Origin of the sequence: Leptolyngbya sp. CCY15150 (assembly GCF_016888135.1) — a bacterium.
In the GTDB taxonomy this organism is placed as follows: Bacteria; Cyanobacteriota; Cyanobacteriia; order RECH01; family RECH01; genus RECH01.
On the sequence record NZ_JACSWB010000174.1, the window covers coordinates 234,277 to 256,969 of the forward strand.

The window sequence follows — 22,693 nt, forward strand, 5'->3', positions numbered from 1 at the left end:
CCAGCAGCTAAAGCTACAGGTTTCGCAACCCTTATTCCTCACGTTGCGGTCGTTTTCTCTAGCGTATCAGAGGATGCTTACGAAGTTTGCTGGATAATCCAAGGACATCCAGTACTTTCCCCAGGGTCAACCTCGGCCACTCTAGCACCAGCCACTCTAGCACCATAGCTGACGCGGCGTTGCAGAATCGATATAGGATTGGCCCTCATCCCCAACCCTTCTCCCTAGGGAACGGGCTAGGGTGAGGGCAGATTTAGTTGTCCACCGGCTCATGCGTAACGTCTCGCCGCTTGATGACCTTGGCTGGCACCCCCACGGCAATGGAGTAGCTGGGGATGGTTTGGGTGACCACAGCGCCAGCCCCAATCACGCTGCCCTCACCAATCGTGACCCCGTCTAAGATAGAAACTCCATGACCAATCCAGCAGTTTTTCTCAATGACAATCCCTTGCCAGGTCAACCCTTGATCATTGGGTCCCAGGGTAGGATCATCAAACTTGTGCTGATTGGCAAATATTCCGCAGTGAGCAGCGATCGAACAGTTATCACCAATCTCAATATTTCCTGGCCCCGCTAAATAGGTACAGGAACCAATAAACACTCGTTGACCAAGATGCACTCGACTGCGCTTCAAGGCCCGAATTTCCACACCGCGCTGCAGTGAAGTATCACTGCCAATATAAACCTCATTGTCAGGGCCTCTCGCATCGATGCGCACACCGTTGAAAAGACTGACCGACGACTCTAGGGTAATAGCCCAGCCACCGAGAAGCTCCACCCCAGATTGGATATAGGTTGACGCTCCTAACTTTTTAAGGATGGTTGAGTAAACCAGCGATCGCACCCTTGCCCCCCCAAATAAATCAGGGATAGATCCTGTTAGGGTCGTCGTCAAGACCTCCCATAGACGTCTGAATTTTGAAGATGACTGACCTGAAGAATTCATAAAATCTAGAAAGCTCTCATCGCTATTGACGTGTCTTAATGACCTTGGCCGGAACGCCAACAGCCACGGAGTAGGGAGGAATATCACGCGTCACCACGGCACCAGCCCCAATGACACTGCCATGACCAATCGTGACCCCATCCACCACTCGTACCCCTGTCCCTAGCCAGCAATTATCTTCAATGACAATGCCTTTGTAATCTAAGGGTTGGTCTACAATCGGTTGCTCTAAATCTTCAAAGACATGATTGTTGGCATAGATGGAAACATGGGAAGCAAGTAAGCACTTGGTGCCGATTTTAATAAAGCCAGGGCCCGCCATACAGACATAGGGGCCAACCAAGGTACTCTCGCCAATGGTGATTCCATCAGAATGGTAATAATTACCGAAAGCAGTTATGTTCACGCCCCGCTCAATATGCACCCCCTGTTCAAAACAGATAGGGTTGCTGTTGCTTTTAATAAACGCTCCTTTTTCAATCTGAACGCGATCGCCAATCTTGATGTAACGCGTGCCAATAAATTGGACATCCGGGCGAATATAAACCGAATCCCCAAGTTTTGGGAATAGGGTGCGATAAACGCCATTGCGAATAATTGCCCCAATAGGAGTTGGCAGATGACTGAATAAGCCAGTTAGTAAGTATTCGTGGCCATATTTCTGAATCAGTCCCGCCAAGCTATTGAGATCTTTAAGCTTGGTAAGATCCATACTTCTGATACCTGAGCTAAGACTTGAGAGAATAGTTAAGAATCATCATCACGGGTGTGACCGTTGCCATACAGGCAATCACCCATAGCTTCATCTACTCAGAAATGGCATATGGTTATCCCCAAGTTACGTCACATAGATAATCTGCTTCCTATCATTTCTGATACAACAGATTGTTTCTGACATAGCAGAAGCATGGAGCACCATGACGAATGCCCTAAAAACGAGTAAGAACGATCAGGGCAACCCTGAGCCCGTGATTCAAACCTTGAGGATCAACGATTATGCTTTCTGAGAGGAAGCAGGCTGACCAGTAAACGCTGATGGGCTGACACAATATAGCTGGAGGTTGCTGAATCGCCATAGGATTTGCGCCAAGGAACCGTGAGCAAAGCACTCACACGACCTTGATCGGGCATGAAATGTGAGGGTGAGCATCTTACTCCCATTCTGATTTCATCGCCTCATTCAGCAGCGCCTATCAATCACCTATCAATGCTAATGCTAGGTAGTTGAGTCTACGGCTACACCGTCAACGTCAATCAACGCTGTCCCAACACCTGTCAGGCAGACGCCCAAGCGACTTTGCACACTTAGGCATGGCTTCTAGCTACCCATGCTAAGAGGTTTGTCCATCAACCCGCAACCAGTGTCATCAAGGTGGAGTGAGGCGAATTCCTTGGTTGGTTCGAACAGATAACGGCTCTCTAAGTCTCTCACTAAAGAGTAGTACCCTAGGCTTATCTAAGTCATATAGCCCCAAACGACAGAAGCAAGACCGCAAGAAAGCTACATAGTGGTTAGCTTTGCACGCATGTCTAAGTGCCAGGGACGTCACAGCCATGGGAGAACAACGTAAGGCGTTATGCAGAATAGCTTGAATCTGAAATAGCCTTGATAGCATGTCAAACTCTGTGCAAAGTTGTGCGTTGTTTTTCGTTCAAGTCTGATGAGTTATTCCCATACTATAGCCGATATCACCCCATTTCAAACAAGTTACCGCTGCCAACCCTGACAACTGTCAACATTGCTTAACATGATCAGCCAGACGCAAGGCGAGGGCCACAATAGGCGAGGGCCACAATCGTCAGGGTTGGGTTAGCATGTCCGCCGGTTGGGAAAACAGCGCTGCTAGCAATATATAGATTGTCAACGCCATGAACTCGGCAGGTTTCATCCACGACCCCCTGCCTGGGATCAGGGTGCATGCGTGTGGTGCCCATATGGTGGTGGGAGCCTAAGCTTTCGAAGACAGGTAAATTATCTCTATCTCGCAATATCTGAAGCTCACCTAGATGAGCCTTGGCAATAGCATCTGCTAAGCTGTCCTGCGATCGCAGAATGCTTTGAATCATCTGATCAGATAGACGCCAATGGAGCTGAGGCTTCAAGCGCCCAAATGGATCCCGCTGGGCACCGAGGATGATGCGATTGGATGGATCGGGCTCTTGTTCAACCATACAGAGCACTTCAAAATCATGAAACCAGCGATGGGCCTGTTGATCGGCCGACCACCCGCCTCGCCCCAATCCGGTCATAGCAGGTTGCTTATTTTTCAGGGTTCGATAGGTAGCAGGTAGAATGTAGTCTAATCCGGATGCGATCGCGACGACACGCTTCCAGATATCATCCGGGCAGCGTCGCCCCGTCAAAAGATGTTTGATGATTCGCTTTAAGAAAGCTACTTTCCCCACTGCCGGACTATCCCCATCCGCCTGCGTTAGCTCGTAAAGCAATGTTTTTAGTGCATAGGTAGCCTGGGCTTGGTAAGGCTTAGATCGTGGAAACAGCATGGCGCTGATAGCCAAGAGGTGCTCTTGCTGAGCTATTTTATCCGATAGGGTAAGCGCTCCCATGATAGGCGATGCATGCACACGTCTCATATCATAGAGTAGGGCTTGGTGAATCAGTCTCGGACGGGAGGGAATCCAAGAGCCAAGGTACACCTTAGGGTGATCCATAAAGAATCGACCCACTAGGTCATGGGCATTCCCCAGCCCTGCCCGCTGCACACGATTGGAGAGGAGTAAGAGCTGAGCGCTTTCAATTCCTCCCGCAGCTAGGATAAACGTCTTAGCCTTCACCTGAAACGTAGATCCCGTCGATGCTGCCACTCTCACGCTGGTGACATGCTGGCCCAAATCATCGGTTTCTAGTTCTAAAACATTGGCATGGATATAGGCCGTAATGGTGGGAGACTGCTGAATCTCCTGGCGATACTCATGGGCATACACATCACGCAACCCAAACTGATAGATATGAGTTCGCCACGTCTCTGGATCTAGGGGCAGAACAGGCGATCGCTCCGTCGTCCAGTCTTCAGCTTCGTAGGCAAAGGGGCCAGCACAGCACACCTTCTGCGCACGTTCATAGTAGGGATCTAACGCAGCTCGGTCGAACGGCCAACCGCTATGGGCTATCCAGTCTCGCTGCTCAAAATCAATCGCCGATAAAGGCGCTAAGCGTACACCCCATTGACCGCCTCCAATATTAATGCACCAGAAATTAGATGTTCCCCCAAACTTACGGCATCGAGTTTCTGGGCCAATAGAACAGGGTTGGCCAATGGTTTCTGTTTCACAGAGTTGCTCCAGATCGGCACGGGGCTCTAACCCACCACTTTCCAATAGACAAACAGATGTAGGTTGCCCGATAAACTCACGGGCGATCGCAATCCCCGCTGGCCCAGCGCCTACAATACAAAGTTCCGTCTCAAGAACCGTATCCTGCGGAAGCGTTAACGCATCAACTAGCATAGCTGCCCAGCGCCTATTTTAAATGAATGCAGATGCACAACCCATCATCCTGACCATGATCAGGAATCCCACACGATATGGAGGCTTTTTCTTAACTCTGATGATGGGGAGGCATTGACGTCTGTAGCTAGAGTAGTTCAGACTTACTTTAAACTAAAGTATATAGTTGTTCTCCAATGCAGCACAAACACTTCACAAGAATCATCACGATCATCAATTTTTCGTAACGTTGCTCGTTATATCACCCCAAGCATATCTTTCTAGAAACGCTAGGACATGCTCAAGGATAGAGCGATCGCCGCCAGAGATGAGTCAGATCAACCACACTGCTCGACTCAGATCTGGTTAGACATGCTATGTATCCAGGATGTAGTAGTATCCAGATGCATATAGCACCCGTGCCAAGGGGCAACGAAAACGAGCCATGCAATTATATTACTTAGAATACATGATGTCTCCGCTCTGATTTCACATATCTATGATGCAACATCATGCTGAAATCTTCAGAATAGGCTGGGTGTTGAGCATGACCATTGATGTATGGTTGACATATGTGCGTTGCTTTCTCTAATTTTCTACCCAGGATTCATGGAGAGGATTCAAACCTTGGCTGACTTCCTGTAACTGAGCTTTGCGCTTTGACAGAATCGGCAGGGAATCTAATCCACAGGTCGTTAAAATGTATTCCCAGCGATATACCCAATCATGTCGCAGCAGAGCATTAACCATGCTGTTTCGGCGAATAGATTCCAACCGCTCAGTCTGCGATCTTAGATCTTGTAGAACTTCACCAATATTGGGACAGTCAAAAGGAATATCGATTACAGCATCTGGCCAATCAAAGTTTTCTTGAAATGGCTGACAAACAGGCGCATAGCCTAACATAATTGCCCCACTTGCTGCTCCTTCAAAGAACCGAGGCCCAACCTCTTCTTGGGGGTTAGACGTTCCGAGCAAGTCAAATTTTGCTTTATTAACTAATACAAAATTACTTCTCTTTAATAGATTTTTATATAAGCTTCGATGATACTTATAGTACTTCATATTCAGTCCATTAAGAGTATCATAGACATAGAAAAAATCTCCAGTATCAGCGAGCTCTACCATAGACTCATGAGTAATACTAGAACGCCTACCTACACTAAGCATATCAATGCTTCTAGTCGGCACTTGAGGATGGGTAAAAGCCAGTGCATCAACGCCATAATGAATGGGATAGCATGGTCTTTTCAGCAGCTTCTGAACTTCATCTAAGCTAGAGGAAAAGTTCATAAAAATCGCATCAAACTGATCTAATAGATTCAGATGATTTCGATATTTCTCAATATCTTTCTCCCATATTTCATCCATCCAGCAAATTGCAAACTTGCATTTTGAACGCCATCCTTTGACTGAGTTTAGAGCCAGGATATCCTTAATCGACTGACTAAAAAAGAATAGGACTTCATACTCTTTTTTGATTTCAATCTTGCGTCCTGGCAAAGGATTTAAATATTGACTAATTTTCGAGAAATGCAGAGCTTGATTAGATAGATTATTAGTCACCTTAAAGAATTCTGGATGATAGTCAAGCTCTAGCAAGTCAACAGAGTCGCAGGCAGAGATGACATCTTCAAATTCGTAAATTGCTGCCCTTGAGACATGATATTTCAACTTGCGCAGAGAAATAATGAGTGTTCGCTTTTCTGGAAAATTCATTGGCATAATACACCGCTGATTATCTACCTGGATGGCTGACAAAACTTAAGCGATAAAATATGAGCTAGGAGGGAAGCTTACTGACTAACAAACGTTGGACGCAGGTGACTGAGGGATTGCTGCGCGATCGCTGCCATCCTTGTAGCCATGTCAACCGTGCTGATCGACAAGAAAAAGAAATAGCCCCCATAGCTAGGATCATCTCGGGTATATCCTAGATGTTTGATTTTCTCCAGTATAAACTAAGGCAGCTTAGCAAGCGGTTGTGTATTCTGAACGCTACAAGTCTTACATTAAGACTTTGCCAAGTAGTTTGGGACATACATACTTAGATCCAAATAAGCGATATGCATTATTTCGTTGAGTATACATCATTTAAAACAGATTGCTCTAGCTCTCAAGCTCATATCCTTTAAAATACTGCCAGATGTCAAGCCTTCAAGACCAGAGGTAGCGCCGCCAAACTACCAGGGCTCGCTAGCACTCTAGTCTTTGATGATACGCACCACGTTGAAGCCACTTATCCAACCATGTAATTATTGATGGGATCAATGACAACCATGCTAAAAACCCTATGTATTGCCATTCTCACCTAAAACCTTGCCCATTTACTCAAGGTTCAGGTTGCCTGGGTTGCTACTGCAGCTAGGAGGCTAGTCCCGTGACCTTGCTTCTTTGTTCTTACCTTACATAGGCATGGAGACGCAACTCTGAGGACAATGGGGCGATCGCCATGCATCAGGAAACCCCTCTGTCATATAGCTTCCAGGCACCCTGTCATCATAGACCACAAAAGATTATTAAGTTTCATTAAACACTGTAGCTATTATTTTTTCTGTGTGAGAAATTTAACCTCAGAGTACCGCTTCAACCCCTTCTTACCTAAGTCTATGCTTGGGCATGTCTTAAAGGGCGATAGCTGATTGAGTGTCTTGATCGGTCTAGTTAATAGCTTGCTCTTCTGAATATGCTATTAATTCCTGCCTGTAGACGCCAATAAGCATTGCCTGCACGGTGTCTGTAGACAGAACGGTTGCGATGTTTTCGCTAGACTGAACATCATTATTTATTCCATCATCAAAATCATCATTAGATCAGAAATTTGTAACATGAGTCAAACAATAGACATCTCTTGAGTCGTGGTGCTTGTTTAAGTGTCTTCCCTGGTCTATGGCTCTTAAGTATTCTCTTCCTGAATTGGCAGCTTGGGGATAATGCTTAGCTGTTGCACCATAAGTTTCCTATCTTTCTCTTGGAACCTTGATCTAGCAAGGTTTTTTTCTAATAGGGAGAGATAGATCCTCGTAGGCTTGTTTTTCATGACCCATCCTAGTGTTTTGCTTACGCTCTCATCTCAGGGTAGCAATAGCTGATCTAGGGGCGGCGCATCCAGACAAGGCTAGCATAAGCTTTTCTAATCGACAGTCAGGCTTATCTTGGCTCGTCTCTCATGCTGCATGGTTGTCGTAGAACTTAGCAGCATACCTCTATTTACTTATTTATTCACCATTATCTTCAAGCTGCAGGCGATTGGAGATTTATGCAAAGATTGTTGACAATTAGCATTCCCACTTACAACCGAGCTGTTTTCCTGGATCATCAACTTGCATGGTTATTCAAAGCAATTCAAGGCTTTGAAGACCAATGTGAAATTTTCGTCTCTGATAACTGCTCCACGGATCATACCCCTCAGATTATTCAGCAGTGGCAAGACCGATTCCAAACGACACCATTTCGATGGAATCGTAACGATGAAAACGTTGGTCTCATGAACAACATTGGCTGCTGTATTCGAGCAGCCGCAGGGAAGTTTGTATGGGTGATTGGTGATGATGATCCTATTAACGAAAAAGCGATCGCCTACATCATCCAAACCCTGTCTGAAAGCTCTGATCTAACATGGCTAAATCTTAATTTTTCCTGTCGCGATGGCATCAACAATACTCTCATCTTCGAGCGTTGCTATCCAGTAGAGTCTGATTATGTCGATTCTAACGGCAGAGCCGTCTTTGAAGCCTGCCTACGCCACAACAACTCTGGTGTAGGCGTGATGACAGCCCAAGTCTATCGCACAACTCTTGTACAGCAAGCGCTTGCAGCCTGGCCAGACCTTACCAATGGTGAAGCCCAGGTCTATTGGACAGGATTTTGTGCGTTTCACGGCAGTGTCAAAATCTCTCCCGACACCTATCTAGAATATATAGCGGGTACTGCTTCTTGGATGAGAGATAAAAAGCAGTTGATACGAATGCACTATACCTATCTACCTGAAGTCTATGCCAAGATTTCGGAAGTCGGCTATTCCAAAGACTTTTGTCGTAGTTTAGTGATCAACCACTTCTTAAGAAATAACTGGAGAGTCTTCCTCGGAGCTATAAGACGATGGCCCATGCTGACTCTGCAAGTCATGAGCCGCTATCTCTTGCTAGTCTATCGAGTTTGTTTGTATTCTAATTGGCGTTTTACAAAATTTCTCTAATGCCATAGGGTATCAAGACCAGCTCATCACTCTACTGTTCATACATCAACTGTTGTTGTCCTCCCATCAGAGGCTTAACTTGGCACGACAAGTGGGCTGATCTAAAAAACGGTAGTGCTGTGTGAAGAAAGTGCTCCTCCAGGCACAAAACAGATACTTCAGAGAAAGCTAGAGCAGGATTAGCTTTGATCTCGTTTAGCAATCGATCGTCTAATATACTGAACATCATCCAGCGTGATAAGTAAATTAGGAGGAGCTATCTTGAGCACAAGGGGGTAGGAAACTAACACGAGTACAAATCTGACGGAGGTTGAGATCAGGAGAGCTAGACCAGCCCCAATCAAACCATAGCGTGGGATTAACAACAGCATCATAGGCACCGTAATACTTAAGCCTATGCCTTGGAGCACTGTCACAACACCCGGACGTCCTGCAGCCATGAATGATTTGGCTAGCATCCAAGTTGTACCACTAATCAAAACCTCGACTAATAGGATGCGAAAGACTGCTGTCGCTGGAGCAAAATCTTCGCCATAGAGCAACGTTAGGAAAAACGGCCCCAATAGGAGTAGAGGTATAACACACAGCAGTGTTAAAAACGTGCTAGCTCGCACCGCTCGCCCCGTGAGCAAAATAATCTCAGGTAGAGGACGAGCCGACGCCTTGGGTAAAAGAACAATGTTGATGGCTTCTTCAAAGGTATTGAGAACCCTAGATAAGCTAATGGCAACGGTATAGAGACCCATGGATGTCGCGGTGAGCATGCCAACCACCAGGGCTTGGCCAATTTTGCCAGACAGCGATCCAATTAAGTCAATCCCATAAGCCTTAATCCCGTAGTCTAGAAGTCGCTTCGACGCAGCATACATGTTCTGCATACTGAACTGGTATCGAGACCAGAGCCGGGTAAACATCCAGATACCAACTGGAACACTGGGCAGCACATAGGCCATACCAAACGTAATGGGATTATCAACATCAAAAGCTAAGAGTAAAAGCAGAAAAACAAGCGTACTAAGTGGAATAAAATAGCGAATTTGATTAGAAAATGTAAACTCATCCCGAGCTTCGAACGAAGCTGCAAAAACCATGCTCATCAGGGACAGAGGCGAGGCGAGCATAAACCATTGCGCGGCTCGAACGATGTCGGGTGAATATTGAGACAACCACAGGGGCATACAAATAATGCCAACTCCGGAGGCAACGAGCCCCAAGATGAAGGACAACACTAACGCAGTGGAAAAAAGCTCAGATTTTTCTTCAGGGTAGCGCTTGAGGTTGTACAACAAGGATTGAGGCACACCAAGCGTGAGCGCATAGGCTAAAAACTGTGGCCATAAAATAACGGCAGCCAGTTCTCCACGCCCTTCAGACCCCAAAACGCGAGCTGTAATAATCCCTGTTCCCATGTTGATAGCAATCACGAGAACCTTCACCACAAACGTCTGAATCGCCGCTGTAATTCCACTCTTGCCACTAAGTAGCGACCTCACCCGATTGGACACCTTGTGCATCTTGGTTGAAACCTGTTAATGAACAACAGAGCGATCGCCTTCATGCTAGTGCCGTTAGCTCACAGCAGAATGGTTGAGCCATTGTCTCATTTTTTAAGGCATCGTGGATAGACGTGGGTAGCCATAGAAATCGCTGTTAGGAGCAGCGTCCTACAGCTTAGACGGGTACTACCTCCTGCACAACAGACTGGCTTTGGTAATTCTCCAATACATCCAGAAACCGTAACGCAACAGCCTTCGATGTGTAGTGGGTCAAGGCCCACTCTCTTCCCTGTCGGGAGATATCTGCCAAAATGCCCGGCTCATCGATCATTCTGTCAATATCGTCTTGGATATGGTCTAAGTCAAGTCCAATGTAGTGAACCCAATTCTTAGGCATAACCGGCAGAGAAAAACCGTATTTTTCAAAATCTACATGCAGAGAGACAGCACCCGCCGCCAGGGATTCCCAAAAACGCCAGCTATCCCATTGCAAAATAGATTTTGAGGACCATCCCAATTCCGTGAACAATCGTTTTTGGATCTCTGCCCAGCGAGTACCAGGATGCTTGATATGAGATGGTACAAAAAAGCCGCCAAAGCAAGAGCAAAAAGCAGATGTTTTCAGATTGTTGTAATAGTCAGGATAATGTCGTCGTCCAGTTTGTAGCCATTGAAAGTAGTGATACTCTGATGTCGGAGGTGCATTAAAATCGTTCACCGCTTTGTAAACAGGAGCTAACTTGCTTTCAATGTAGGGATGAAGCGAGTGATACACGCTTTTGCGAACGGAATGCATCCATTGAGTATCTCGAAAATTGACGAGAAGATGATGGTTGCGCTCATCATAGGAAGGGATATCAGATACTTCATCCAGGACACGCTGAGGTAGGCTAAATGTCCAAGGTCTAAAATTCTGAGGGTATTCAAACTGTGTGCTGCAGTGAGTTCTTAGAATCAAGTCAAACTGTGAAAATTCTTGACTCCAAGATTGCTTACGAATACATTTTGTCGATTCAGAGTTGTCTAAATAAACGGTTATATAGTTGCGATGAGGCTTAAAAAGCTGCGGCGGTAGTTCTCCTGGGCCGGTAATCAACCAATGTTCGTCAATCATCACAACATCGCAATCATCTGGTGTAACATCAGGATCATGAATGATTAGATATTCATCAGAATCTGGTGATGCTTTCCAGTAGTTAATATTGGAATAGAGTTGCACGCCAAGGGGCTTTAATCCCTCCGCGATCGCTAGCATGAGGTGATGATAGCCAACCTGATCGGGGGCGGCAATGGGAAGACAGTAAAAGAATACTCGCTTGGGACTTAACATCGTTGTTTCTGCTCTAACTATAGGTCGATCAACAACACTATTCAACTAGGCTAGCGTTGTTACTAGGGCTTAAAAAAGCACAGTAAAATGGTCGGGTTGTTGTCAACCTGAACATAGTCTTCTTACAAGCCATGATTTCGACAGAGCAAGTCATTCTCTGGTCAGATCAAATCCGGTCAATCAGCCTACGTTTGATACCATCTTGCAACCCTCACCCCAGTCCCTATCCCGCAGGAAGAAGGGCTAGAATTCTTGATGGTTCAAGTCATGGTTCAAGGTTGGATGAAGGCTAGAGTGAGGAACAGATCTGGCAGCTCTTTAACCAGATTTGATATGAACAGTCCACCAATAACTTCGGAATCCGTGTCATGGTTGCGAAGACAATGTTAACCATGACTCTATCAAAACGGCATGATAAAGGTATCCTACTAGAGGACTATTCATGAAGGGCTACAGAGCTAAAACCCATCATGCATTTAGGATCAAAAGCAGGGTCAAACCATAGCGATCGCCGCTTGGTTCGTGAAATCTACCTATTCAGCTATTCATACATCAGCATTAATGGCGAGTTATGAATGAATGAGATAAGGGCTCACTCTTGACAGACAAGGATTGAACCTGCGTCTGCCCTGGGCCTCCGGCAGTACTGTAGGCGGGATTAACCGGTTGACCGTGGTTAGCAACAACTCCCAATAAGTCAAAGCGCATCAGCACATCTAAAGCTTGAGTTAAATCTGTTTTAGAAATTTTGTGCAAGCAGGTCATCAACAAGGTATTACGACAGACAGATGCTGTTTGTAGTGCATCCACCGTGCCTAAAACAGGTGACGAATCAATGACAACCAGGTCATACTGTTGCTCAGCGTCTCGCACAAGGTTGTGCATAGTGGGCGAACTCAGCAGCCGCACTGGATCCGAGGGAATCTCACCGGCTGGTAGCACATCAATGCTGCAGTCGGAGATGGTCACATGATGCATCAGTGGGTAGGCATCTGCCTGCATGAGATAGGTACTCAAACCGCGATCGCCCGGCAGATTTAGACTGGTATGAAGGGTAGGATTACGCAAATCAGCATCAATCAGCAACACCCGCTGATGGAGACGAGCTGCCGTAATGGCCAGGCCCAGAGCTAGGGTCGATTTTCCTTCTCCAAGGCTCGGTGAGGTAACAGCAATGGATGTTGAAGACTTATCGGAACTCAGGAGCTGAATATTTTTGTAGACCAAATCCAGAGCTTCACGAAACGGCAGCCAATTGAGCGCTAGCAGGATAACAGACTCAGAGGCGCTGCTTCGCTGGAAACCAGGCAACCAGCCTAGCCCAGGAATCTGGGGCCCCGAGGATGGCTTAAACCAAGGTAATGTGCCTAGCAATGGAACGGTGATCGACTCCCGAAGCTGTTGCGTCGAGCGGATGGATCCATCCATCGCTTCCCGCACAAACGCCAGCACAATCCCCAAAAAGAGGCCAGCAATCCCTCCCAAAATCACGTCCATCTTAAAGTTGGGGCCCGTCTGATAGCCGTATTGCGGATCCTCCACAATTTGCCAATTAAAGCCACCTCGGGCAATATCAATGCTCAATTCTTGCTGAAGGCGCAGAAGTTGCTGAAGCGTATCCCGCTGGATTTGGATCTCCGGCTGGAGGCGATCGTATTCAGCAATCAATTCTGGGTAATTTGACAGCTCTTCGCGAAGCTGCTGTTCGACCTCAGCCAGGCTGCGATCGCGGGCAGCAAGCCCCGACAAAGCAGTTTGGGTCTGAACCAATTCGCCCGTCAAGGTTCGATCAATTTCACCTAGCTGCCCCTCGGAGAGCAGGTCAGGAGACGTTAGCACAGAGGCCGAGTTTTCACCCAAGACCCGGTTCATTTCTTGCTGGAGAAGAGCGCGTTGGCGTTCAAGCTGCTCTCGTAAACGACGCACATTCGGCGCATCATCCGTAAAGGTCACCGCTAGATCGCTGAGCGCTAACTCCACCTGTTGATATTCATTGAGCAGATTTTGATAGCGAGCCGACTCGCTGAGCCGCGATGAAACCAAAGCATTCTCGGGCGATCGCGCTAGCTGATCCTGCAGCACATTGTACTGAGCCTGCAGTCCTTCAAACTCAGCTCGAATCTGGCGACGCTCTTGCTCGACCGTTGTTAGCGCCTCAGCTAAACCGCCCGCCCGCTGTTGGGGATCGATCAAGCTTTGCCCAGCCCGAAATTCCTCTAGGGATTGTTCTGCCGTGCGCAGGGCTTCCCGAGTTTGGGGAATCTGCTCTGCAATAAACGACAATCCATCCTGAATACGCACCTCTTGCTGTTCCAGGTTGTAGTCAAGATAGACCGTCCGCATCGCTTCTAAGATATCCTGAGCCTTCTCCGGATCATTGCTGGTGTAGTCAACCTGCAGGATTTTGGTATCAACTTCATCTTCCGTCTCCGTGACACGAGATACGGCCAAGCGAGACTGGATCTCATCGGTTGTAATGTCAGGATACTCAGATTGCAACAGCCCCACCGCTCGCTCCATCAATTGGGAGCCCTGCATGATTCTGATCTGGGTGGCATAGTCTATTTCAATGGGAGCGCCTTCCGTCAAACGATTTTGCTCAGCCCTGGCCCGAGCTACCTCCGGACGTTCACGGTAATTAGATTCGATCAAAAGCTGCATCGAGCTACGATAGGTGGGCTCTTTTTGTCGCGAGTTATGGGCAGCGATCGGAATTGTGACCAGCAATGCGCCAATAATCCACAGGCGATGCCGCCACAAAACAGACAGGATTTGGCCGTATCCTAGTTCTCCGGTTGATAGATCTTCGCTACGATTCTCAGGCATAGCAGATTCTTAAGATCCTAACTTGCTAAGGCTAAACTTTGGGCTCCACAAACATCTTGGATGGCTTGTTCAACACGTTGGAAAAAGACAGCTTCCGTAAACCGCTGAACAGCATGATCACGAATAGCATCATAATCCCATGACATCTCTTGAAATTTTAGTAGCGTGGCTATCAATGACTCCGGCGTTTGCTGATCAAAAAACAGCCCCGTTGTCCCCGGAACCTGCGTATCTAAAACTCCCCCAGCTCCATAGGCAACCACCGGTGTGCCGCTAAAATTCGCTTCAATCGGCACCAACCCGTAGTCTTCCAAAGCAGCGAGAATCACGCCCTTAGCCCGAGACATTAAGCGACAACGCTCTTCATCACTCACGTATCCCAGAAAGGTAACATTGTCAGCCGCCATAGCCTCTAAGCGGCTACGCTCAGGGCCATCACCGGTGATCAGAAGCGGCCAACCTAGCTGGTTAAACGCTTCAACAATGACGTCTATGCGCTTATAGCCTAGCAACCGAGCTGAGGCCAAATAGAAATTATCTTTCTGGGCCGAGAACATAAACCGTTGATCGTCAATTGGGTAGTTAATCACGATGGCAGGCTTTTTGTAAATACTCTCAACTCGGCGAGCAACGGTACTAGAGTTGGCAATGTACAGGTTTGGCTCTTGGGCATAGCGAATATCTGTCTTGCGCATGAACTGAAATATTGTTTTAATAACAGGCGAGAAAGCCTTAAAATCTCGATATTCCTTCAGATAAGTCTGGGTATCCCAAAGAAACCGCGTAATATTATGACATAGACAAATGTGGTAAGCTCCCTTGGACTTGCGGACAGCCTTGGCAAAACTAGAGGTACTACTGATGATCAGGTCATACCCTTGAAGATTCAAGGTGCGAAACGCAGGGTAGTACAAAGGAGCTAAAAGCCGAAAGTATTTAGCCGATTTTGGAATAGCTTGGAGAAACGTCGTTTTCACGGGGCGATCGCCCAAATCAATCGTATGCCCAGGTGCATAGATAGATGTATAGACGTCCGCATCTGGAAAGCGACGGCATATAAGCTCAAATACTCGTTCCGCCCCTCCCCGCTGGGTAAGGTAATCGTGAACTAGGGCAATCTTCATAATTTATGATCGTCTCAGGCGATGCAGTGAATGGATGATATGAATGACTGATGAATCCAGACTATTGATCAAGCCAGTGAAAGTCATATATTCAAGGCTGCCACCGACTTGAACAACCTCCACTCTAAAGCACATTAAGCCATAAATGTCAAATGTCTAGGCATCTAGTAAGCATGCCCCCATTTTACCCTTAGACTAGAATGTGCCTCCCATTTTACCCTTGGAACAGACTAACAAACCTATGAGCTAGAAATGTCCCATAACAAACTTATCACAGAAGGTAGACATTGATTAGGGTCTATAGAAGCTAGAAGTTTACAGTAGCTTGCTGAACAAACGCGTTAACCACTAGTATGATGCTTTCTTACCTCAAGGATGCGCGATCGCCTACATACTTAACATTGTTGGACATAGCTATGAGGCTAAACGTTCACTATCTCTCGTGTTTCGAGCCTCTCACACAGGCGAACACCTGTTCACTCCTGCTTAGATCCATAGCTTAATCAGCAATGCCCGTAGTTTGTAAGCCTCAACCATGACATCTTTCCATGAGTATCCAGACCATCCCATAGCCACGTAGAAGCATCCTATTCAAAGATGCCGTTGACGATAGCTGAGGTTATTCAACGTCTAAGCGTTTAAGTCGTCCCTCCTTTCAATGAATTCATAGAAGACTACAATAACAACCCTAGCCATTTCGCAAGGGATCTAAAACAATGAACGCTAGGATACTGAAAGTCTTGAACAGTCACGGTTCTATGCCATAAAGCTTAGCGAAAAGCCTCAGTGTTTCCACGAGCATGAGTTTAAACGGCTTACCCCACACTGCTTGATAGCCCCGTTCATACTTTACACAATCTTTAAGTTTTCATGAAGAATCCACAAAGATTGTCAATATTTACTAGCATCTTACAGCGTCTGTCAAGAGGGGCGATTAAGTAGGGTTGGAGCACTAGACAATGGCTAATCACCTTTCGGAACTAATTATATCCTAAAAATCAGGGTGTTCTCCGTGTTTATACGCAAGGTATCCTAGGATACCTAGACGATAGCTATACCACCGCTCAGATGGATAGAACAAGATAAATGACCTAGATCATGAAGGGTAGGCAGGCACAGAAATGCTACCGGCTAGGGTAACTCTTGAGCGATCGCCCTTCCCCTACGGCTGGTATCTATCCACCTATCATCCTGATCGACCAGGCTCATCTGTTCTCTTGAAGTGCTTGCTGCACAGCGATCGCCCATCCTCGACTGCCGGATTCTGGCGCAATCTGCCAACCGCGATCGCTGAGAGCTGGGTGGGCCCCGGCCGAGCCGGGAATCACCACAGGCAGATCAACCGCTTCTAGCATCTCTAGATCATTAGGACTATTACCTAGCCCTATAGTGTAGATAGATTGTTCAGGAATAGCGCTCTGGTAGGCAGCTATTAACAGCCGCACCGCCCTGCCCTTACCGGCATGGGGGCCAATTAAATGAGAAAAGCGATCGCCCACCACCACGCCCATCCCCAGTTGCTGCACAGCCGCATCTAATTGATCAGGTTGATCAGGATGAATAGTTTTGGGCATCACAAACGGCTCCGTAAAATCCCGTGCCTGGGCCAGGGGAATCGCGTCCCAGGGGAGACCCGTCAGATCCTGCAACGCTGCTGCTGAGAGATCGCCAAATCCTTGTAGGGGGATGTTGAGTGACCGGGAAAGCTCGACGAGTGCCCGCCGTGCCTCGTCATAGGTACAGCCTAAGCGACACATTTGGAGCGTTTCGGTAGGGTCAGTGTCGGCAGGGTCAGTGATCAATCCATGAACGGCGGCCAGATCAAAACGGCGATCGCCCTTGGGAAAAAAAATTGCGCTACCATTTTCCACAATAAAGGGATCGTGGGACGCAATCTGCTGGCGGAGAGCAGCCACTTCCCGACGAGTTTTACTAGTCACCGGGATCACCGGAATCTGCTGCCGGTGTAGAGCCTGAAGCACCGGCAGCGCTGCATCATAGCGGTAATCATCAGCATTGAGTAGCGTGCCATCTAAATCGGTAAAAATGAGCACAGCGGGGGAGGTAGCCATAGGTCTGGGAGAATGCAGGGAACGATGACTACCATACCGCACCATCTAGGAAGCTGAGCTACTGCATCTCTCTCACGTCGCTGGGGTCAAATTTGTTGGTAATCCATGCTGATTGATAGGGTTTGAGGACAAACTTGTCGTAGATATTGTGAATCAACTGACCGCTGAGCAGATCACACCAGGGATCGGTAATCACCAGATTGAGGTTGGATAGGGCGAGTTGCTGGGTGCGATCGCTGAGGTTGTGGATCGAGAAAATACTCTGATCTCGAATAATACTCTGCCGCCAGAAGGCAAACAGCGCCTTATTCATAGGGTGCAGCGTATATTGGGTAGCGTTGGGATGAAAGGCTCCCTGCCGTCGCCGAATTTGAATCCGCCGACATAGCTCTTTAAGGACAACGGCCTGGGGTGATGTTTCATCTTCTAGAGCCGCCACCAGTTGATCGTAATCCCACTGATGGCGATTAATAGAACGATGGTGTCCGGTGCGCGCCATCTTATCTAAATCATTGGTTGTAGCCAAGAGGCTATGGATGTAGAAGGCCGGAACACCTTCCAGAGATAACATAATGGTTTGGGAACAGAGAAAGCGCTGCACCTGCCAGCGATCCTGTCCCTTGACGGTGCCTTTCATGGCGTCAAACAAGGAAATATTAATTTCATAGGGACTTTCACTGCCGTCTGGATGGCGACGCATACTAATCTTGCCGCCAAATCGCTGCATGGTGTCGAGCAGGGCCTGGTATTCATCGTCACTGAGCAAACCTTCCGCCGGTCGTAGCCCAATGCCGTCATGGGACGCCGTGAAATTGAAATAGGCACAGCCGATGGGGGCCGGCGGCATACTCATCATCCAGGTCTTCAGGTGATCCGATCGCCCCTGCATCAGCGCATTCAACAGCAGCGGCGGCAGGCTGAAGTTATAGATCATGTGAGCTTCATTGCGGTTGCCAAAGTAGCTGAGGTTTTCCCGATTGGGTACATTCGTTTCGGTAATCAGAGCAACATCTGGGTTCGCCATTTGCAAAACTTCCCGCAATAGGCGAATAATGGCGTGAGTTTCCGGCAAATGAATGCAGGGAGTGCCCAAACGTTTCCAAAGAAATCCCACCGCATCTAGACGAATGTATTTGGCCCCAACAGCTACGTAAAACAAAATAATCTTGATGAACTCGATTAAAACCTCTGGATTCTCAAAATTCAGATCAATCTGATCATCACTAAAGGTTGCCCAGACATACTGTTCTCCCTTTGCTGTATCTATTTTGACTAACAGCGGACTGCTGCGCGGGCGCACCACTTCAGAAACATCCGTCTCCGGCGACACCGCAATGAAGTAGTCACATCCAGGCTTTTGACCCGCCTTAAACTGTTGAAACCATTCACTTTGGCTGGAAATATGGTTCAACACCAAATCCACCATCAGGTCATAGTCCTGAGCGATCGCCCGCACATCATCCCAGGTTCCTAGTTCTGGGCTAACGCTGAGGTAGTCTTTGACCGCAAAACCATCATCGGAACTATAGGGACAAAACGGTAGAATATGTACCCCGGTCACGGCTGATTTCAAATAGCCGTCTAGGATGTTCTTCAGCGTGGCAAGCGGCTTCTCGTCAGGGGTATAGATACTATCTCCGTAGGTAATCAGCAATACATTGTCTTCGCTCCACTTCTGAAAATTTTCGTCCAGGGAAGCGGCGAAGTGCTCCTCTAGCAGACCATACAGGCGGTCTAGCAGGTTATCAATCTGGTTTTCTGGGTAAACGGCTTCGAGCAACGGGCGGATGCGACGGGCAACGTAGGGATATCGATCAGCAGGTTGGTTGATGACAGTCATAGTTGGTGTTCCACGCGTGAACTGAATAATGGCAAGGTAGATGTCAGGGAATGCGGACGTTTAAGCCATCGCTGCTCTATCCAGATATCCTGAAGGCTGATTGCTAGCACTTGAATGGTCAAACGGTAAGGCAGAGTCAACGGTGTAGATGCCTGATGAAACCATAGGACAACAGCCCCATGGGCAAGGGTGATTGCAGCAATAGGGCAACTCAGGACTATACTCATTATGGAGAAGTTTTCTGGGCAGCCTCAGTAGTTAACACTACGAATTTTGTTGGGGTAGAGATGCACCCTGTGGCGTAGAAACGATGCTACACCACATCATTGCCCATCTTAAACCTGGTTGATTTTTTTCACCATGCCAACCAGCCTACGCGTGCCCGATCCGCGATCGCCACGTTGATTCATGATGGCGATCGCTCATTTGTAGTCCCTCTGACAGCGATCGCCTTGGGTTTCTCGGATAATCGAGACCATCCTAATCATGAGGACAACTCTGCTCGTGGGGCATCATCCCGACCCAAACCCTTGACGAATGACCTATTTCCGGTGATTGCATGGATTATAAGCAAGAACTTATCACCACGATTCACGACTTTGGATGTGACCTAGGATACATAGAAGACAGACTTATCCACTTAAGTCAACAATCGTCTACGGCTGTTCTTATTCCAGCGCTGTACGATGAATTAGAGCGTCCTGCCTTAGCTCAAATCCGCGAACACCTTCGTCACTGCGAATTCGTAGACACAGTGGTTATCTGTCTCTATGCAGATACGCCAGAGCAATATGCTAGAGCCGTCCAGTTTTTTGATCCCCTACCCCAGCAAACGTTGATCATCTGGGAAAATGGCCCCAGGGTGACCCAAGTATTGCAGCATCTCCGCGATCGCGGCTTAGACTTAACGCGCTTTCGCGGCAAAGGACGTGCTGTTTGGCTAGGGCTAGGTGTTGCTTCTCTTCAGGCAGAAGCGATCGCCCTCCATGATGCCGACATCACCACCTACGACCGCACCTATCCCCTAAAGCTGCTCTACCCACTGCTGGAAAAGGAATTTGGCATCGCCTTCAACAAAGCCTTCTATGCACGTCTGGGCAGCTACCCACGCGGGCTCCATGGTCGCGTGTCTCGCCTCTTTGTCACGCCGCTGCTCACCGCCATGACCGAGGTGTTTGGCTACCGCGACTACCTGCGCTACCTCAGCGCCTACCGCTATCCCCTGTCTGGTGAATTTGCCCTAACCCGCAACCTAGCCCTGAATACCCGCGTTCCGGCCAACTGGGGCCTTGAGGTGGGGCTCTTGGCTGAGGTCTACCGGAATGTGGCGAGGAAGCAAATTTCCCAAGTGGATCTAGGGGTGTTTGACCATAAACATCAAGGGTTGGGCAACTCGCCGGATGATGGTCTGCAAAAAATGTGTCGAGACATTATGTGCTCGATCCTGCGCACCCTGACCGAAATGGAGCAGGTGGTGATTTCCATTGACCATATCCATACCCTGCGCGTGAAGTTTCGACGGCGGGCCCAAGACTTTACCCGCCAGTACTTCGTCGATGCCCGGTTTAACAACATTGCCTACAACCGCCACCAGGAGGAGGAAACCATTGAGCGGTTTGAAAAAGTCATCGAGCGGGCTGGGGAGCAGTATTTCCATGATCCATCCGGGGCGCAAATCCCAGACTGGACAAGGGCCCTGTCCGTCATGCCCGACCTGCGTGAACAGTTGCGGGATGCAGCGGAACATGATGCTACCGAAAGTGGCGCGATCGCTCAAACCCTAGGTCTATCTATCCCGCAGTTGTCTGTCAATCCAGCTCCGTTGTTCTAGCCCATGGCCTGCCCCCAAGACCCAGCCATGGCTGGTCAGCCCAGGCGTTACACAACGTAACCTAGGGACTGAGTTTTCGGGGCAGGCCACGCTTTAGACTTAATTACAATCGGAGTGACCATCGGACATCGTTTTGACAGATCGAGTCGCCTCCTCAGCACCAGCGTGGGGATCAAGGGCGATCGCCTGCCCTGCTCCGACTGGTTCCATGAGTTAGTCACCTCTTAGCGTCTAGAGTTTGAAGCAATGTTTCCAACCCATCGTCCCCGTCGATTGCGTAGCCATCCCCAACTGCGTCGGATGGTGCGTGAAACAGTGTTAACCACCAATGATCTGATCTATCCCCTGTTTGCGGTGCCCGGTGAGCGCATTGCCAGCGAAGTCAAGTCTATGCCAGGGGTCTATCAGCTTTCCATCGACAAAATTGTTGAAGAAGCCAAAGAGGTCTACGACCTAGGCATTCCAGCCATCATCCTGTTCGGCATTCCTGAAACCAAGGATGTGGAAGCGACAGGTGCCTGGCACGATCATGGGATTGTGCAGCTAGCCGCAACGGCGGTGAAAGAAGCCGTGCCCGATCTGATCGTGATGGTCGATACCTGCCTGTGTGAATATACCTCCCACGGTCACTGCGGCTATCTAGAGGTCGGGGATTTGTCGGGTCGAGTGCTCAATGATCCCACCCTAGAGCTGCTGAAGAAAACGGCGGTGTCTCAGGCCAAAGCCGGTGCCGATATTATTGCCCCCTCCGGCATGATGGATGGCTTCGTGCAGGCGATTCGCCAAGGGCTAGATGAAGGTGGATTTGCCCATATTCCCATCATGTCCTACGCCGCCAAATACGCATCGGCCTACTATGGCCCGTTCCGCGATGCCGCCGACTCCGCCCCCCAGTTTGGCGATCGCCGCACCTACCAAATGGATCCAGCCAACGGCACCGAAGCCCTCAAGGAAATTGAGCTAGACATTGCCGAAGGCGCAGACATGCTGATGGTGAAACCGGCTCTCTCCTACATGGACATTATCTGGCGCGTCAAGGAAGCCACCAACCTGCCGGTCGCTGCCTACAACGTCTCTGGGGAATATTCCATGATCAAGGCTGCGGCTCTCAATGGCTGGATTGATGAACAAAAGATCACCTTGGAAACCTTGACCAGCTTTAAGCGGGCCGGTGCTGACATGATCCTCACCTACCATGCCAAAGATGCCGCCCGCTGGCTAGCGGAAGGCTAGCGGCAATTCTGCACCGGTGTGAACGAATGCAACAGAGTTGCAACACAGTAGATACCTTTCTCAGTACAACTGAGTAGAAGCACTACAGTATGTGACGAGCGTGCAATAGTCGCCCCCGTACATCTGCGATTGATGATAGATATGAACTTAGTCAAGCTATCATCAGACGTTACGCCGGTGCATAACATGGACGTTGAATCACTTTTAGTCGTCGCTCTGATTGTTTCTATTCCCGTATGCTGCCTCACGGTTTACAACCGCGTTATGCAGGGTGGAGCCTTGATTCCACGTCAGTTTGACTGAAGATACCGGCTACGCAAAGCGTGAATGTCGGGTATCTGGTTGACGGC

14 protein-coding genes are annotated in these 22,693 nt (G+C 48.3%); 4 read left to right on the forward strand and 10 right to left on the reverse strand.

The features are described 5' to 3' along the window. Positions 1-253: 253 nt before the first annotated feature. The 4 genes from JUJ53_RS12920 to JUJ53_RS12935 all read right to left on the reverse strand — a co-directional run bounded on the left by JUJ53_RS12920 (position 254) and on the right by JUJ53_RS12935 (position 6,118). Positions 254-895 carry an acyltransferase gene (locus JUJ53_RS12920; protein WP_239125014.1) on the reverse strand — a complete coding sequence of 214 codons (642 nt, stop codon included), beginning with the start codon at positions 893-895 and terminating at the stop codon, positions 254-256. A 73-nt stretch (positions 896-968) separates the two neighbouring features. Then, entirely contained in the window at positions 969-1,658 is a 690-nt protein-coding gene (locus JUJ53_RS25115; RefSeq protein ID WP_275415764.1) for a DapH/DapD/GlmU-related protein, read from the reverse strand. Between the two features lie 1,040 nt (positions 1,659-2,698). After that, positions 2,699-4,414 (reverse strand): GMC family oxidoreductase, encoded by a 1,716-nt coding sequence (locus JUJ53_RS12930; RefSeq protein ID WP_204152432.1) that lies wholly within the window; start codon positions 4,412-4,414, stop codon positions 2,699-2,701. Positions 4,415-4,981: 567 nt separating this feature from the next. Next, positions 4,982-6,118 carry a glycosyltransferase gene (locus JUJ53_RS12935; RefSeq protein WP_204152433.1) on the reverse strand — a complete coding sequence of 379 codons (1,137 nt, stop codon included), beginning with the start codon at positions 6,116-6,118 and terminating at the stop codon, positions 4,982-4,984. Between the two features lie 1,534 nt (positions 6,119-7,652). On the opposite strand from JUJ53_RS12935, the gene JUJ53_RS12940 reads away from it, so the two are divergent. Continuing rightward, positions 7,653-8,591, forward strand: coding sequence for a glycosyltransferase family 2 protein (locus tag JUJ53_RS12940; RefSeq protein WP_204152434.1), 939 nt, complete (start codon positions 7,653-7,655; stop codon positions 8,589-8,591). Positions 8,592-8,770: 179 nt separating this feature from the next. On the opposite strand, the gene JUJ53_RS12945 is transcribed toward JUJ53_RS12940, so the two are convergent. From JUJ53_RS12945 to JUJ53_RS12970, 6 genes are all read right to left on the reverse strand, one after another. After that, the gene (locus JUJ53_RS12945; protein ID WP_204152435.1) at positions 8,771-10,105 is read right to left on the reverse strand and encodes an oligosaccharide flippase family protein; all 1,335 of its coding nucleotides are present in this window, start codon (positions 10,103-10,105) and stop codon (positions 8,771-8,773) included. 157 nt (positions 10,106-10,262) lie between these two features. After that, the gene (locus JUJ53_RS12950; protein WP_204152436.1) at positions 10,263-11,417 is read right to left on the reverse strand and encodes a glycosyltransferase; all 1,155 of its coding nucleotides are present in this window, start codon (positions 11,415-11,417) and stop codon (positions 10,263-10,265) included. A 558-nt stretch (positions 11,418-11,975) separates the two neighbouring features. After that, complete coding sequence (locus JUJ53_RS12955) at positions 11,976-14,243, reverse strand: polysaccharide biosynthesis tyrosine autokinase (RefSeq protein WP_204152437.1); 2,268 nt, start codon at positions 14,241-14,243, stop codon at positions 11,976-11,978. A 17-nt stretch (positions 14,244-14,260) separates the two neighbouring features. Further along, the gene (locus JUJ53_RS12960; protein WP_204152438.1) at positions 14,261-15,367 is read right to left on the reverse strand and encodes a glycosyltransferase; all 1,107 of its coding nucleotides are present in this window, start codon (positions 15,365-15,367) and stop codon (positions 14,261-14,263) included. 1,205 nt (positions 15,368-16,572) lie between these two features. Then, positions 16,573-17,439, reverse strand: a complete 867-nt coding sequence (locus JUJ53_RS12965; protein ID WP_204152439.1) for an HAD-IIB family hydrolase — start codon at positions 17,437-17,439, stop codon at positions 16,573-16,575. A gap of 58 nt (positions 17,440-17,497) precedes the next feature. After that, complete coding sequence (locus JUJ53_RS12970) at positions 17,498-19,279, reverse strand: sugar phosphorylase (RefSeq protein ID WP_204152440.1); 1,782 nt, start codon at positions 19,277-19,279, stop codon at positions 17,498-17,500. A gap of 559 nt (positions 19,280-19,838) precedes the next feature. Here JUJ53_RS12970 and JUJ53_RS12975 point away from each other — a divergent pair. The 3 genes from JUJ53_RS12975 (at position 19,839) to JUJ53_RS12985 (ending at position 22,646) form a co-directional block, all read left to right on the forward strand. Next, entirely contained in the window at positions 19,839-21,110 is a 1,272-nt protein-coding gene (locus tag JUJ53_RS12975; protein ID WP_204152441.1) for a glucosyl-3-phosphoglycerate synthase, read from the forward strand. A gap of 246 nt (positions 21,111-21,356) precedes the next feature. After that, entirely contained in the window at positions 21,357-22,343 is a 987-nt protein-coding gene (gene hemB / locus JUJ53_RS12980) for a porphobilinogen synthase (protein ID WP_204152442.1), read from the forward strand. 141 nt (positions 22,344-22,484) lie between these two features. After that, entirely contained in the window at positions 22,485-22,646 is a 162-nt protein-coding gene (locus JUJ53_RS12985; protein ID WP_204152443.1) for a hypothetical protein, read from the forward strand. Positions 22,647-22,693 lie beyond the last annotated feature (47 nt).

Coding starts and splice junctions, on each gene's coding strand:
- JUJ53_RS25115 (WP_275415764.1), bottom strand. CDS start 1,658: ATGGATCTTACCAAGCTTAAAGATCTCAATAGCTTGGCGGGACTGATT.
- JUJ53_RS12930 (WP_204152432.1), bottom strand. CDS start 4,414: ATGCTAGTTGATGCGTTAACGCTTCCGCAGGATACGGTTCTTGAGACG.
- JUJ53_RS12935 (WP_204152433.1), bottom strand. CDS start 6,118: ATGCCAATGAATTTTCCAGAAAAGCGAACACTCATTATTTCTCTGCGC.
- JUJ53_RS12940 (WP_204152434.1), top strand. CDS start 7,653: ATGCAAAGATTGTTGACAATTAGCATTCCCACTTACAACCGAGCTGTT.
- JUJ53_RS12945 (WP_204152435.1), bottom strand. CDS start 10,105: ATGCACAAGGTGTCCAATCGGGTGAGGTCGCTACTTAGTGGCAAGAGT.
- JUJ53_RS12950 (WP_204152436.1), bottom strand. CDS start 11,417: ATGTTAAGTCCCAAGCGAGTATTCTTTTACTGTCTTCCCATTGCCGCC.
- JUJ53_RS12955 (WP_204152437.1), bottom strand. CDS start 14,243: ATGCCTGAGAATCGTAGCGAAGATCTATCAACCGGAGAACTAGGATAC.
- JUJ53_RS12960 (WP_204152438.1), bottom strand. CDS start 15,367: ATGAAGATTGCCCTAGTTCACGATTACCTTACCCAGCGGGGAGGGGCG.
- JUJ53_RS12965 (WP_204152439.1), bottom strand. CDS start 17,439: ATGGCTACCTCCCCCGCTGTGCTCATTTTTACCGATTTAGATGGCACG.
- JUJ53_RS12970 (WP_204152440.1), bottom strand. CDS start 19,279: ATGACTGTCATCAACCAACCTGCTGATCGATATCCCTACGTTGCCCGT.
- JUJ53_RS12975 (WP_204152441.1), top strand. CDS start 19,839: ATGGATTATAAGCAAGAACTTATCACCACGATTCACGACTTTGGATGT.
- hemB (WP_204152442.1), top strand. CDS start 21,357: ATGTTTCCAACCCATCGTCCCCGTCGATTGCGTAGCCATCCCCAACTG.
- JUJ53_RS12985 (WP_204152443.1), top strand. CDS start 22,485: ATGAACTTAGTCAAGCTATCATCAGACGTTACGCCGGTGCATAACATG.